Genomic DNA, 750 nt, shown 5'->3' with positions numbered 1-750 from the left:
AGAAACTGCCACGACACCATACCGCGGGAACGTTGTGCACAATAAAATGAAACGACTTACAACATACATATTATTGATTTCCATTTTGACTTCTTGCGGAATAAGAATGGAGCTTGGCGAATTATATAAACAACCGATTGAGAATTCATCTCAAGTAATTTATTATTTCAGACTTCTAGGAAGTTTTGCTACAAGTAGCGATTATACTGGATATGTGATATTAGATTCAACCATTGAATTCTCTGTAAGTAAAATTAAAAAAAATGAGCTCCGAGGTGGATTTGTCGAATCTATAAAAGATAATGAGATAAAAATGTTAAACTTGACCTGGGATGAGAATTACGATAAGGAGAATGATTCTATTGGTTATTTCATTGATAAATTTGGAGATATAGAAGTAAAAACATCAGAGTATAATTCTGGTTGGAGTTTAGGTAATAAGTACTACTTTGATAAAATAACTGACTCAAACAAAACAGTAACTTTTATTGGACTTGAAAAAGAATACGGGCACGGCCAAGATTTACCTGATTCTGTGACTTTTAATAAAGGAGGAATATTTATTCATGATAATGACGGATTGATAGAGTATATACATCTTGGCAGGCTAATGACTAGAAAAAGGAAAGATGATACGATTCAATATGGAACACAATCATATCAATTCTATCCAAGAGATTCCGTTAAGGTTTCAGAACTTTCTGATTATGGATATTTTAAGAGAATTAAATAAATTACTGTGCACAACAC

1 protein-coding gene is annotated in these 750 nt (G+C 32.0%); it reads left to right on the top strand.

Going from position 1 to position 750, the window contains the following annotated elements; translation table 11 throughout:
- Positions 1-733 (top strand): hypothetical protein (locus ACE01N_RS20585; RefSeq protein WP_380592981.1); only part of this gene is annotated, 733 nt, incomplete at its 5' end.
- Positions 734-750: the final 17 nt, after the last annotated feature.

This window comes from Quyinboa ferrireducens, from assembly GCF_042436675.1.
Lineage (GTDB): Bacteria > Bacteroidota > Bacteroidia > Bacteroidales > UBA5342 > JBHJHP01.
This window is presented reverse-complemented; position numbering and strand designations above follow the sequence as displayed.